This window comes from Methylobacillus methanolivorans, from assembly GCF_054588515.1.
Map to the genome: position 1 here is coordinate 402257 of NZ_BAAILT010000004.1, position 12548 is coordinate 414804.

A 12548-nucleotide genomic window follows, 5' to 3' on the forward strand; every position below is an offset into this window, starting at 1 on the left:
GTGCATGAAGGTGTTGAGCAGTTTGAGGCGTAATGGTTGAACCACTCGTATCAAAGAAAAACGGGCGCTAAAAGCGCCCGTTTGTTTATCCCACGATTAGGATTTAGTAGTGATAGGCACGTTCACCGTGCTCAGCAGTATCCAGGCCTTCTCGTTCAGCTTCTTCAGTGGCACGCAGGCCGATGAAGAGGTCAACGATCTTGAACAAGATGTAGCTACCGAGGCCGCCCCATACAATCGTCACGCCAATCGCAACTGTTTGTGCGTAGAGCTGGCTGCCCATGGTCACGCCTTCTTCGTAGCCTACGCCACCGAAATCAGTGCTCATGAGGATGCCAGTGCCGATCGCGCCGATCAAGCCAGCGACACCGTGGATGCCAAATACATCCAAGGAATCATCGTAGCCCAGTTTAACCTTGAGGCTGGTGACTGCCCAGAAGGCGATCACGCTGGCGATAAAGCCAAGGATGATGGAGCCAACAGGGCCAAGGAAGCCGCAAGCAGGGGTGATGGCGACCAAGCCTGCTACTGCACCAGAAACGGCTCCTAGCAAGGATGGTTTGCCCTTGAACAACCATTCAGCAAACAACCAGCCTAGTACAGCAGCACCAGTGGCGGCTTGAGTGTTGATGAGTGCGAGGCCAGCAGTGCCATCGGCAGCCAGTTCACTACCTACGTTGAAGCCGAACCAGCCTACCCACAGCATGGAAGCACCAATCATGGTCAATGTGATGCTGTGCGGAGGCATCGCTTCCTTGCCATAGCCCAGGCGCTTGCCGACTACAATCGCACCGACCAGTGCGGCAATACCAGCATTCATGTGCACCACTGTGCCACCAGCAAAGTCAGCTGCGCCTAGTTCGCCGAGGAAGCCGCCGCCCCATACCATGTGGGCAATCGGGATGTAGACGAATGTGACCCACAACGCGAGGAAGGCGAGTACTGCAGAGAATTTCATGCGCTCTGCAAAACCACCGACAATCAGTGCAGGGGTAATCGCGGCAAAGGTTAATTGGAAGGTCACGAAGACATATTCAGGGATAGTGCCGCCATCCAGTAGGGTGTCTGGCGTAATGCCCGCGAGCAGGGTTTTGCTGAAGCCGCCGATATAGGCGTTCAAGCTGCCACCGTCAGTGAAGGCCAGGCTGTAGCCATATACGACCCAAATCACGGACATGAGTGCAGTGGTGACAAATACCTGTGTCAGGACAGAAACCATATTCTTGGTGCGCACCAAGCCACCGTAGAATAGAGCAACACCCGGAATGATCATCGCCAACACCAATACGGTGGCAACGATAGTCCAGGCGGTATCGCCAGCGCTGAGAGTTGGCACGGCCTCAGTGACGGTTTCGACGACAGCAGCGGCGGCAGGAGCGACTTCGGTGGTAACGGCCTCGTCAACGACGACAGCTGCCTCTTCAGCTAGCGCAAAGCCAGAGAATCCTAGCGCGCTAACCAGTGCAATCATGGAAAGAATTTTTTTCATTTTGGACCCCTTAAAGCGCATCAGCGCCGGTTTCACCAGTGCGGATACGATAGACCTGTTCCAGGTTGAAGACAAAGATCTTGCCATCGCCGATTTTGCCAGTGGTGGCAGATTTCTCGATTACTTCGACTACCTGGTCAAGTAATTCATCGGCAATGGCCACCTCCAGTTTTACCTTGGGCAAAAAGTCGACAACGTATTCTGCACCACGGTAAAGCTCAGTGTGGCCTTTTTGGCGACCAAAGCCTTTGACTTCAGTGACGGTGATGCCTTGTACTCCAATGGAGGAAAGGGCTTCACGCACTTCGTCAAGCTTGAACGGCTTGATGATGGCGGATACAAATTTCATGGTTATCTCCTCGTCTTATAAAAAGCAGAAAGGCAAGGCAAACTGCCTTGCCTTCTCACATGACTGTCTGCTTAGAAAGTCTTTTGTACGAACAAAGTCCAGTTTTCCTTACCGGAGAACACAGGGCCATAAGTGAAAGCCTGACGGTCAGCATCGGTGTCAGTATAGTAACCACCAACTACGATACCGTTATCCCAAGCCTTGCTCAAGCCCAGTTTCCAGTCAGTGTAGTCGTATTCGTTAGGGCCATTGCCGAACTCTTGACGACCCACGTGGGCAATCGCGCTATAGCCAGATTCGCCAAATGGTACTTCCAGGGTCAGGTCGATATAGCTAGCACCACGGCCTTCGAAACCAAAGGCTGACTTGCTTGGTGACCAGGAGTACTTCGCGGAAACCCACTTGTAGGACAGGCCACCGTAGATTTCAGTGGTATCGGCATTGTAGCTGCCGCTCACAGAATTACGACGACCTGGGTAGATGTATTGCAATACACCTACGTCATAAGTGATGCCGGTTTCGCCGATTTCAGCAGTGTAACCACCATACAGATCCCATTCCATGCTGGAGCTGTTGTAAGCGCGGTCACCACCTGCACCATCGGCGCCAGTATCAGCCAGCCAGCTAATGCTGGAGGCCCAAGTGCCGAGGTAGAAGCCACTGGAGTGGGAGTAATCCATACCACCTTGAATGGCTGGGCGGTCACCAGATTGGCTGGTACCACGGAAGATATAGTTGCTTGTGAGGCCAACGTTGTATGTAATGGTGTGAGGGGAGGTTGCCTCAGCAGCTTCTTCGGCCATAACGGCGGCAGGTGCTGCAAATGTGCCAACGATGGCGGCAAGTAGAAGCGAATTACGCATAATGTACCCTTTCAAGGTTTGAAAAATAAAACAACAACGAAAACTCTGCGTTGGGTAATAAGCAACACCTGTGCCATAAAAACAACATTTATATAAAACAATGGGTTATGTGATATTTTTTGGGATTTTTAACGATCTGGAATGGTGCGAAGCTTGATTTTTATCGGTAAGTGATTGAGTTTGTTATGTTTAATCTGGATTTTTGGGAAGTAAAAGCTGCTAAACTGCGGATGTTTTGGGAGATTTATAAGTGATGAATGCTCAGTTTTTCGAAGAATTATCAAATAAAATCAAGGAAATATACTCATCCTTGCCCGCTGAAGGTGTTGAGCACAATGTGCATGCACTATTACAGGGCGCATTCACTAAACTGGAGCTTGTGACGCGGGAAGAGTTTGATATCCAGGCAGAGATACTCCGTAAGACACGCGCTCAACTTGCTGATTTGGAAAAGCAATTGGCTGATATTGAGGTCAAGCTAGGACAGCCTTCCTGATCATGGCACTCGCGGTGTTATATAGCCGTGCCTTAGCTGGCATGGAGGCACCAGAGGTTGCGGTAGAAGTGCATCTCGCCAATGGCTTGCCGAGCTTTACCATTGTTGGTTTACCCGAAGCAGAAGTGAAGGAAAGCAAAGACAGGGTGCGTGCTGCTTTGCAAACCGCTCAGTTTGAATTTCCCGCACGTCGTATCACTGTCAACTTGGCACCTGCCGACCTTCCCAAGGAAAGCGGACGTTATGATTTGCCTATTGCATTAGGCATTCTCGCCGCATCTGGCCAAATTCCTGCGCAAGGGCTGGATCAGTATGAAGTTGCTGGTGAGCTGGCGTTGACAGGTGAGTTACGCAATATCCGTGGTGCATTGGCCATGGCGTATAAAGCGAAGGAGAGTGGCCGCACATTTATCCTGCCTCAAGAGAGTGCTATGGAAGCAGCGCTGGTGCAGGGCGCCACCGTTTTGCCTGCCAGCAGCTTGCTGCAAGTATGTGCGCACCTGGCAGGGCGAGAGTCATTGCTGCCACAGCCCGTTAATATTGAGCCAGCTGTATTGGCTGCTGCAGATTTTGCCGAGGTGAAAGGTCAGCTTCAGGCCAAGCGTGCGCTGGAAATTGCTGCCGCCGGCGGACATAGTGTGCTGATGTCTGGCCCTCCCGGTACCGGGAAATCCATGCTGGCTTCACGTTTCTCTAGCATTCTGCCTGCGATGACGGAGGCTGAGGCCTTGGAGTCTGCTGCCATCCAGTCGTTGAGCAAGGGCTTTCATGCCAGGGACTGGGGCAAGCGGCCTTATCGTGCCCCGCACCATACTGCGTCAGGCGTCGCCTTGGTCGGGGGCGGGGCCATTCCCAAGCCAGGCGAGATTTCGCTGGCCCATCATGGGGTATTGTTCCTGGATGAGTTGGCGGAGTTTGATCGCAAGGTGCTTGAAGTCTTGCGTGAGCCGCTGGAGTCCGGGCATATCACGGTTTCGCGTGCGGCGCGGCAAGCAGAGTTTCCGGCACGTTTCCAGTTGATTGCCGCAATGAATCCTTGCCCATGCGGTTATTGCGGGCACCCTAACGGTAAATGCCGATGCACGCCGGATCAGATCACCCGCTATCGCCAGCGCCTATCCGGACCATTGCTTGATCGTATTGATCTCCATATCCAGGTGCCCGCCTTGAGTGAGGACGAACTGCTGCATGCAGCACCAGGGGAAGCGAGCGCCATAATCAAAGCGCGTGTAGAAGTGGCAAGACAGCGGCAACTGGATAGGCAAGGGGTGAGCAACTACTTGTTGACCAGTCTTCAGGTGGATGAGTATTGTCAGCCGGACACCGCTGGGAGCGCACTGCTGAAGCAGGCGATGGCAAGGCTTGACCTCTCTGCACGTGCGTATCATCGTATTCTCAAGGTAGCGCGTACCATTGCTGACCTCGCGGCGAGCGATGGCATACAAAGTGCGCATATTGCCGAAGCGGTGCAATATCGCAGGCTGGGATTATAGAGATGACAGATTTTTTGCAAGGTTGGCGCGAAGAACAGCGCTCGGCTTATTTATACAGCGCCTTGTCAAAGTGTGAGCCTGATCCAGCATTAGCGCAGATGTTTGAGGGGCTGGAAGCCGCTGCCATGCAACAAGCACAAGTGTGGGAGGCGAAGCTGGCAGAGGCTGGGCATGCAATTGCTGCTTATCGGCCCGATATGCATACCCGGATGATCGTTTGGTTGGCACATGGTCTCGGGCCTAGGCGGATTCGCCCGGTATTGGCCGCCAGCAAGGTACGTGGTTTGTCGGCTTATGGTGCAAAACGCATGGATCTGGTGAGTCATGCCATGCCGACCCAGGTGAATGAAGTGGGCGGGCGACACAAGCTGGCGGGTAACAATGGCGGTTTGCGCGCTGCCGTATTCGGGGTGAATGATGGGTTGGTGTCCATCGCCTGTCTTGTATTAGGGGTGGCAGGTGCATCAAGTAGCGCTTCGGTAATCTTGCTATCCGGGGTTGCAGGGCTATTGGCTGGTGCGTTTTCCATGGCGGCGGGCGAGTATGTGTCCATGCGTTCGCAGCGCGAACTGTTTGAGCATCAAATTGCCCTGGAACGTGAGGAGCTGGCGTTGTACCCAGCGCAAGAAGCCGCCGAACTGGCCCTGATTTACCAGGCACGAGGCCTGGAGCGGACGGAAGCACAGCAGTTGGCCAATCGCTTGGTGGCTGATCCAGAGTTGGGCTTGGATGTCCTGACGCGCGAAGAGCTGGGCTTGAACCCTGATGAACTCGGGTCGCCATGGGCGGCAGCGATCTCGTCGTTTGTATCGTTTCTGGTCGGCGGTACGATTCCCTTGCTGCCATGGTTGCTGCATCTCTCCACGCATACGCTGGAGCTGGCGTTGGGCCTGACGGGAGCGGCGTTGTTTATTGTGGGTGCCACGCTTGCCTTGTTCAGTGGGCGCAATATGCTCTATGGTGGTGCACGTATGTTGCTGATTGGGGCTGCTGCTGGTGGGTTGACCTATTGGATAGGCAGCCTGTTGGGTACTGGCTTGCTTGCCTAGCCTACCAACTAGGGCCAGGAATCTGCATTGAAATCATCGCTGTGTTATGCGGGATGCCCCAGCTGTTTTATAATCACGCGCTGAATATTCAATCACCTGGCAGGTGTCAGTCCGCCAGCATTTAAGGTTTTGCATGAAACATTACGAAATGTCCCCCACAGAGGTCTTGCTCAGGGAAATCCTCGCCAAGCGCATCATGATTCTGGATGGTGCGATGGGGACCATGATCCAGCAATACAAGCTGACGGAAGAGGATTATCGCGGCGGGCCTAGTGGTCGCTTTGCCGACTTTGCCGCACCAGCGGGCGAGCGGGAGCTGTTCGTCAAAGGCAATAACGAACTGTTGACCTTTACCCAGCCGCGCATCATCCAAGAAATCCACGAGCAATACCTAGCAGCTGGTGCAGACATTATTGAGACCAATACCTTCGGTGCGACTAGCGTGGCGCAGGAAGACTATTTCATGGCCCATTTGGCTTATGAAATGAACGTCGAGGCCGCCAAGCTGGCACGTGCAGCTTGCGATAATTATTCCACGCCTGACAAACCACGTTTCGTGGCAGGCGCGCTGGGCCCGACGCCAAAGACGGCATCCATTTCCCCGGACGTGAACGACCCAGCCGCGCGCAACGTCACCTTTGACCAGTTGGTGGCGGCTTATCATGAACAGACCCGCGGCCTGGTTGATGGCGGTGCGGATATCCTCATGGTCGAGACTATTTTTGATACGCTCAACTGCAAGGCGGCGTTATTTGCAATCGACCAGTATTTTGAGGAAACCGGTAAGCGCCTGCCTATCATGATTTCTGGCACGGTGACGGATGCATCGGGACGTATCTTGTCAGGCCAGACCGTGCCTGCATTCTGGAACTCGGTGCGCCATGCGCGCCCACTGACCATAGGACTGAACTGTGCCCTGGGTGCCGCGCTGATGCGGCCGTATGCGGAAGAGCTCAGCAAGATCGCCGAGACTTTTGTGTGTATTTACCCTAATGCTGGTTTACCAAATCCCATGTCGGATACTGGCTTTGATGAAAAGCCAGCCGATACATCGGCCCTGCTCAAGGAGTTTGCCGAGAGCGGCTTTGTAAATATCGCTGGCGGCTGTTGTGGCACCACGCCGCCGCATATTGCGGCGATTGCCGAGACGGTCAAGACGATTGCACCGCGTCGTATTCCAGAGATTCCTGTGGCGACCCGGCTGGCCGGGTTGGAGCCATTCACGATTGATGAAGACTCCCTGTATGTGAACGTGGGTGAGCGTACCAATGTCACAGGCTCCAAGGCCTTTGCACGTATGATCCTCAACGAGCAATACGAAGAGGCGTTGGTGGTGGCACGTCAGCAGGTCGAGAACGGCGCGCAGGTGATCGACATTAACATGGATGAAGGCATGCTGGATGCCCTGCATGCCATGACGCATTTCCTCAATCTGGTGGCTTCCGAGCCGGATATTGCACGTGTGCCTATCATGATCGACTCGTCCAAGTGGGCAGTGATCGAGGCAGGTCTCAAGTGCGTGCAGGGTAAATCCATCGTCAACTCGATTTCCATGAAGGAGGGCGAGGAGGAGTTCCTGCGCCAGGCCAAATTATGCCGCCGCTATGGTGCCGCGGTGATTGTCATGGCGTTTGACGAAGTCGGGCAGGCCGATACCTTTGAACGCAAGATCGAAATTTGCAAGCGCGCCTATGACTTGCTGGTGGAGAAGCTGGATTTTCCGCCGGAAGACATCATCTTCGACCCGAATATTTTTGCCGTGGCGACGGGTATCGAAGAGCACAATAACTACGCCGTGGACTTTATCAATGCCACACGCTGGATCAAGGAAAACCTGCCCTACGCGCGGATTTCCGGTGGTGTGTCCAATGTGAGCTTCAGCTTCCGTGGCAACGAGGCAGCGCGGGAGGCTATCCACACCGTTTTCCTCTATCACGCCATCAAAGCTGGCATGACCATGGGTATCGTCAATGCCGGCATGATAGGCGTTTATGACGATCTCAACCCCGAGCTGCGTGAGCGCGTCGAGGATGTGGTGCTCAATCGCCGTGAAGATGCTACCGAACGCATGATCGAGTTTGCCGCCACGTTGGCGGCAGGCGGTAAGAAACAGGAAGCCACGCTGGATTGGCGCGGCACGCCGGAAAATCCGGTCACTGTGGAAAAGCGCCTGGAATATGCCATGGTGCATGGCCTGACCGAATTCATTGTTGCCGATACAGAAGAAGCCCGGCAAAAAGTCATGAATAACGGTGGCCGCCCGATCCACGTGATTGAAGGCCCGCTGATGGATGGCATGAATGTGGTCGGCGACCTGTTTGGTCAGGGCAAGATGTTCCTGCCGCAGGTGGTGAAATCGGCGCGTGTCATGAAGCAGGCCGTGGCACATCTGGTGCCCTTCATTGAGGAAGAAAAGCGCGCGGAAGAAGAGCGTACCGGCATTGTGGCCAAGCCTAAGGGCAAGATGGTGATTGCCACGGTCAAGGGCGATGTGCACGACATCGGCAAGAACATTGTCTCGGTGGTGTTGCAATGCAATAACTTCGAAGTGGTGAATATGGGCGTGATGGTGCCGTGCTCGGAAATCTTGGAGCAGGCCAAGGCCACCGGGGCAGATATCATCGGCCTGTCTGGCCTGATCACGCCTTCGCTGGAAGAAATGGCGCACGTGGCGCGCGAGATGCAGCGCGACCCGTATTTCCACGGGCTCAAGATGCCCTTGCTGATCGGTGGTGCGACCACATCGCGGGCGCATACCGCAGTCAAGATCGCACCGCACTATGATGGCCCGGTGATTTATGTGCCGGATGCTTCACGCTCGGTCTCGGTGATGCAATCCCTGCTTACGCCAGAACAACGCGACACTTATATCGCCGATCTGGAGCAGGATTACGAGCGGGTGCGTATCCAGCATGCCAACAAAAAAGGCACACCTTTGCTGACGATTGCCGATGCGCGGGCCAACAAGGCCAAGCTCAGCTTTGATGGTGCGAATACTCCGATCAAGCCCAAGTTTATTGGCCGTCGCGTGTTCAAGAACATTGATCTGGCGACGATTGCGCAATATATCGATTGGGGACCTTTCTTCCAGACCTGGGACCTGGCAGGGCCATATCCCGCTATCCTCAAGGACGAGGTGGTTGGCGAGGCTGCGAGCAAGCTTTTTGCCGAAGGGCAAGCCATGCTGAAGAAGATCATTGATGGGCGCTGGCTCACTGCCAGCGGGGTGGTGGCCTTGTTGCCAGCGAATACTGTTAATGACGACGATATCGAGATTTACACTGATGATAGCCGTAGCCAGGTAGCGTTCACTTACTACGGCATGCGGCAACAGACGCAGAAGCCAGTGGTGAATGGTGAGCAACGCCCCAATCAATGCCTGGCTGATTTCATTGCGCCCAAAGATAGTGGTATTGCCGATTACATTGGCATGTTTGCCGTCACGGGTGGATTAGGCATCGAGAAATACGAACAGCGTTTTGAGGCGGCCCACGATGACTACAGCAGCATTATGTTGAAATCGCTGGCAGACCGCTTGGCAGAGGCTTTTGCTGAGTATTTGCATGAACGTGTGCGTAAGGATTTGTGGGGCTATGTGCCGGATGAGGCGTTGAGCAACGAGGCCCTGATCAAGGAGCAATACCGTGGCATTCGCCCTGCGCCTGGTTATCCGGCCTGCCCTGACCATACCGTCAAACCGGATATGTTCAACGTCATGCAATGTGAAGAGGTAAGTATTCAACTGACGGATTCGTTTGCCATGATGCCTGGAGCGGCGGTGTCGGGCTTTTATTTTGCGCACCCTGAATCCAAGTATTTCAGCGTGGACAAGATAGGTGAAGACCAACTGCTGGATATGGCGAATCGTCGCGGTTTACCAAAGGAATACCTGGAGCGTTGGCTGGCACCGAACCTGTCCTGAGCACCTGAAGCAGCGGCTTTGCTACAATCAACCCTGATTTGAAAGTTTATTGAGCGTTATGCATATCCATATTCTCGGTATTTGTGGCACCTTCATGGGCGGTATTGCCGTGCTGGCCAAGGCCGCCGGACATCGCGTCACCGGCTGCGATGCTAATGTCTATCCTCCTATGAGCACGCAGCTTGAGGCGCAGGGCATAGAGCTGATCGAGGGCTTCGGCCCCGAGCAGGTGTCGCTCAATCCCGATATCTATGTCGTTGGTAATGTGGTTGCACGTGGTAATCCCTTGATGGAGGAAATCCTCAACCGTGGCTTGCCTTATATTTCTGGTCCGCAGTGGCTGGCAGAGAATATCCTCTACGCTCAGCAAGGTGATCAAGCTAAGTGGGTGCTCGCTGTGGCAGGTACGCATGGCAAAACCACAACGACCTCCATGCTGGCGTGGATATTGGAATATGCGGGCTTGGCCCCGGGCTTCCTGATTGGTGGTGTGCCGGAGAATTTCGGCGTATCTGCGCGGCTTCCCGGCGTGCCACGACAGGATGAGAAGAGTATCTCGCCGTTTTTCGTGATTGAGGCCGATGAGTACGACACTGCCTTTTTCGATAAGCGCTCCAAGTTTGTGCATTACCGTCCACGTACGGCTATCCTCAATAACCTGGAATTTGATCATGCAGATATCTTTGCTGATCTGTATGCCATCGAGACACAATTTCACCATTTGGTGCGTACCGTGCCCAGCAGTGGGCTGGTCGTGGCGAATGGCAAGGAAGATAGTCTTAAGCGCGTGATTAAGCGCGGTTGCTGGACGCCAGTGGAGTATTTCGGTACCGATTGGCAGGCGCAGGAGGTCGATACCGAGGGTGGCTTTACGGTGCGCTTCCATGGCAAGGCCAGGGGACGTGTCGAGTGGCAGTTGCTAGGCGAGCACAATCGCATGAACGCTCTGGCTGCTCTGGCAGCGGCACGTCATGCTGGCGTTGCCATTGAAACAGGTATAGCTGCGCTGACTGAGTTCAAGAACGTCAAGCGCCGTATGGAAGTGCGTGGCGTGGTCAATGGCATGACCGTCTATGATGATTTTGCCCATCACCCTACGGCGATTGCGACCACGGTGTCAGGCTTGCGCGACAAGGTGGGCAAGGCCCGTATTCTTGCTGTGCTGGAGCCTCGCTCCAACACCATGAAGCTGGGTGTAATGAAGGATGCATTGCCAGCTAGCCTGGTTGATGCAGACCTGGTGTTTTGCTACGGCGAGCATTTGGGTTGGGATGCAGCAGCTGCCTTACAGCCCATCCAGCATAAGGCTGCAGCATTTGACAGCATGGCGGTGCTGATTGAGGCGATTGCTGCCGAGGCGCAGCCAGGTGACCATATCCTGGTGATGAGCAACGGCGGCTTTGGTGGCATTCACCAGCGCCTACTGGAGAGGCTGGCCTAGTGCACTTGCATGGCTTGAAAGAGTTGGGAATCCTTGGCTGGGCACTGCTGCTCTCAGCCGTTGTCCACATCATTGTCATTCTTTCAGTCAATTTTGAGGCACCTGACCTCAAGTTCTTCAAGGACAAGATTCCACCGCTGGAAGTCGTGTTGGTGAATGCCAAGACGGAATCCAAGCCAAAGAAGGCAGATGCCCTGGCGCAAGCCAATCTGGATAGGGGCGGCAATACTGATCTTGACCGGCAGATGAAAACTGCCTTGCCGCCACCGAAGAAAAAGAAGACTGAACTCGCTCCTGCCGAGGCTGTGGAAGCTGCTTCGGCTGCGCGCCCAGGGCAAGAAAAGCAACAACAGACGCAGCAGGACAAAGTGGCGGAGCTGGAGCGCCAGGCACAGGAATTGATGAGCCAGATCAACCAGCAGAAAAAGCTGGAATCAGCACCTGCACAGAGTGCGGCGACTGCTACGCCCGATCAGGGTCGACAACAGGATGCCCCTAAAAATTTCAATGCGCGTGACTTGGTGGCAAGCAGTATGGATATTGCCCGGTTGGAAGCCCAGATAGCCAAGCAGCAGGACGAATATCAAAAGCGCCCAAAACGTAAGGAACTGGGGGGGCGTACCCAGGAATATCGGTTTGCGACTTATGTCGAAGCCTGGCGGCAAAAGGTGGAGAAAATTGGCAACTTGAATTACCCAGAGGCTGCTAAGGAAAATAAGCTATATGGTCAGTTAACGCTATCAGTGGATATACGTGCCGATGGCTCAATTGAGAAAATCCAGGTCATGCGTAGCTCAGGCCACAAAGTGCTGGACGATGCCGCCAAGCGTATTGTGGAGTTGGCTGCTCCTTATGCCGCGTTTCCGGAAGATATTCGCAAGGAATACGACATCATCGGCATTACCCGTACCTGGACCTTTACCAAGGAAGACAGCCTAGCGACGCAGTAACAGTGTGGTAGCCGAGAGTTTGTTATACGTGGCTAGATACCCATGAATACCCGTTCGCCTTGATCAAGCCTGGCTGCAATCGCTTTTTTCAGGGCTTCTGTACTACTGGCGTCTAGTGCCTGGGGCAGGCTTTCGCGCTTGCTTTCTCCCCAGATGGGGTTGGGGAAGTGGCGATCACGCTTGAAGCGGGGAATCACATGCCAATGCACATGCGGCGTCATGTTGCCGAGGCTGGCGAGGTTGATCTTATCTGGGTGCATCACTTCACGCACGGCCTCTTCCACTGCAAACACCACCAGCATGAGGTGCTCGCGGTCAGTACGCTTGAGGTCAGTGACCTCCTTGACGTGGCGGTTGAGGATGATGCGGCAAAAGCCAGGATAGTCGTGATCATCAATCTGTACGACTCTGCAAAGCGCATCTTGCCAGAGGATGATGCCTCCGGCAGTGGTACATAGTTCGCAGTGTTTATGGAACGACAAGGTTCTGGTCATGA

10 protein-coding genes are annotated in these 12548 nt (G+C 54.3%); 6 read left to right on the forward strand and 4 right to left on the reverse strand.

Translation table 11 applies throughout. The annotated features are described in order from the left end of the window. Positions 1–103: 103 nt before the first annotated feature. From LG202_RS11820 to LG202_RS11830, 3 genes are all read right to left on the reverse strand, one after another. On the reverse strand, positions 104–1489 hold the full coding sequence (locus tag LG202_RS11820; RefSeq protein ID WP_230348572.1) for an ammonium transporter: 1386 nt from the start codon (positions 1487–1489) through the stop codon (positions 104–106). A 10-nt stretch (positions 1490–1499) separates the two neighbouring features. Next, on the reverse strand, positions 1500–1838 hold the full coding sequence (gene glnK / locus LG202_RS11825; protein WP_230348573.1) for a P-II family nitrogen regulator: 339 nt from the start codon (positions 1836–1838) through the stop codon (positions 1500–1502). Positions 1839–1909: 71 nt separating this feature from the next. Beyond that, positions 1910–2701: a TorF family putative porin gene (locus tag LG202_RS11830; RefSeq protein ID WP_230348574.1), complete on the reverse strand. Its 792-nt coding sequence runs from the start codon at positions 2699–2701 to the stop codon at positions 1910–1912. Between the two features lie 253 nt (positions 2702–2954). Here LG202_RS11830 and LG202_RS11835 point away from each other — a divergent pair, with 253 nt between their 5' ends. From LG202_RS11835 to LG202_RS11860, 6 genes are all read left to right on the forward strand, one after another. Continuing rightward, on the forward strand, positions 2955–3197 hold the full coding sequence (locus LG202_RS11835; RefSeq protein WP_230348575.1) for an accessory factor UbiK family protein: 243 nt from the start codon (positions 2955–2957) through the stop codon (positions 3195–3197). Positions 3198–3199: 2 nt separating this feature from the next. After that, a complete protein-coding gene (locus tag LG202_RS11840) occupies positions 3200–4690 on the forward strand; it encodes a YifB family Mg chelatase-like AAA ATPase (RefSeq protein WP_230348576.1) in 1491 nt (496 codons plus the stop codon). Positions 4691–4692: 2 nt separating this feature from the next. Further along, the gene (locus LG202_RS11845) at positions 4693–5739 is read left to right on the forward strand and encodes a VIT1/CCC1 transporter family protein (protein ID WP_230348577.1); all 1047 of its coding nucleotides are present in this window, start codon (positions 4693–4695) and stop codon (positions 5737–5739) included. Positions 5740–5872: 133 nt separating this feature from the next. Then, entirely contained in the window at positions 5873–9661 is a 3789-nt protein-coding gene (gene metH, locus LG202_RS11850) for a methionine synthase (RefSeq protein WP_230348578.1), read from the forward strand. 58 nt (positions 9662–9719) lie between these two features. Next, entirely contained in the window at positions 9720–11102 is a 1383-nt protein-coding gene (gene mpl, locus LG202_RS11855; protein WP_230348773.1) for a UDP-N-acetylmuramate:L-alanyl-gamma-D-glutamyl-meso-diaminopimelate ligase, read from the forward strand. Further along, on the forward strand, positions 11102–12052 hold the full coding sequence (locus LG202_RS11860; RefSeq protein WP_230348579.1) for an energy transducer TonB: 951 nt from the start codon (positions 11102–11104) through the stop codon (positions 12050–12052). Before mpl ends, LG202_RS11860 begins: the two co-directional genes overlap by 1 nt. A 32-nt stretch (positions 12053–12084) precedes the next feature. Here the strand turns inward: LG202_RS11860 and LG202_RS11865 are convergent, their stop codons facing one another. Next, positions 12085–12546, reverse strand: coding sequence for an HIT family protein (locus tag LG202_RS11865; protein WP_230348580.1), 462 nt, complete (start codon positions 12544–12546; stop codon positions 12085–12087). Between the last annotated feature and the right edge of the window lie 2 nt (positions 12547–12548).

What these genes read in the sequence shown, in the direction of transcription:
- mpl (WP_230348773.1), top strand. Translation starts at nt 9,720, where the DNA reads ATGCATATCCATATTCTCGGTATTTGTGGCACCTTCATGGGCGGTATT.
- LG202_RS11840 (WP_230348576.1), top strand. Translation starts at nt 3,200, where the DNA reads ATGGCACTCGCGGTGTTATATAGCCGTGCCTTAGCTGGCATGGAGGCA.
- LG202_RS11820 (WP_230348572.1), bottom strand. Translation starts at nt 1,489, where the DNA reads ATGAAAAAAATTCTTTCCATGATTGCACTGGTTAGCGCGCTAGGATTC.
- LG202_RS11835 (WP_230348575.1), top strand. Translation starts at nt 2,955, where the DNA reads ATGAATGCTCAGTTTTTCGAAGAATTATCAAATAAAATCAAGGAAATA.
- glnK (WP_230348573.1), bottom strand. Translation starts at nt 1,838, where the DNA reads ATGAAATTTGTATCCGCCATCATCAAGCCGTTCAAGCTTGACGAAGTG.
- LG202_RS11845 (WP_230348577.1), top strand. Translation starts at nt 4,693, where the DNA reads ATGACAGATTTTTTGCAAGGTTGGCGCGAAGAACAGCGCTCGGCTTAT.
- LG202_RS11830 (WP_230348574.1), bottom strand. Translation starts at nt 2,701, where the DNA reads ATGCGTAATTCGCTTCTACTTGCCGCCATCGTTGGCACATTTGCAGCA.
- metH (WP_230348578.1), top strand. Translation starts at nt 5,873, where the DNA reads ATGAAACATTACGAAATGTCCCCCACAGAGGTCTTGCTCAGGGAAATC.
- LG202_RS11865 (WP_230348580.1), bottom strand. Translation starts at nt 12,546, where the DNA reads ATGACCAGAACCTTGTCGTTCCATAAACACTGCGAACTATGTACCACT.